Here is a 572-nt window from a genome sequence, read left to right as displayed (position 1 = left end):
GGTGGGATCACCACTTTCACTTTACGTTCATTGAGTTCTTGGATGAGCCAATCTGCATCAAATGCTTTATCCGCTAGTAATGCTTGAAAATCAACATCTTCGATTAAAGGTTTGGTTTCTACTAAATCGTGATATTGACCAGACATTAATCGAAACTTAATGAGGTTGCCTAGACTATCCACTAAGGCAAGAATTTTACAGGTCATTCCACCTCGAGATTTACCTATAGACTGTTTGAAAGTCCCCCTTTTGCACCTTGCCCATGTCGATGAACTTTAACAATCGTTCCATCAATCATGGCGTATTCCAAATCAACATCTTCATTTACAGATGCAAAAATAGCTTCAAATACACCAGCTTTCACCCAGTCACGGTATCTTTTAAAGACGGTATTCCATTTACCAAAATAAGGAGGTAGATCACGCCATGGACTGCCTGTACGGGCAATCCAGAGGACTGCTTCTAAGAATAATCGATTATCTTTTCCACTACGACCTCGATCGGTCACTTTACCTAGGCAAAAAGGTTCCATTTTTGCCCATTGGGCATCAGTAAGTATGTATCTATCCATA

The 572-nt window shown here is 40.2% G+C and carries 2 protein-coding genes; both read right to left on the bottom strand.

What is annotated here, in order from left to right; genetic code table 11:
• Nucleotides 1-227, bottom strand: a 227-nt coding sequence (locus tag CDG59_RS15810) for a transposase (RefSeq protein ID WP_413772677.1), incomplete at its 3' end; no start/stop codon positions are given.
• A partial coding sequence (locus CDG59_RS15805; protein ID WP_087546048.1) for an IS5 family transposase occupies nucleotides 224-572 on the bottom strand: 349 nt, incomplete at its 5' end. The genes CDG59_RS15805 and CDG59_RS15810, both read right to left, overlap by 4 nt.

It is taken from the genome of Acinetobacter sp. WCHA29 (assembly GCF_002165335.1).
Classification (GTDB): Bacteria; Pseudomonadota; Gammaproteobacteria; order Pseudomonadales; family Moraxellaceae; genus Acinetobacter.
This window is presented reverse-complemented; position numbering and strand designations above follow the sequence as displayed.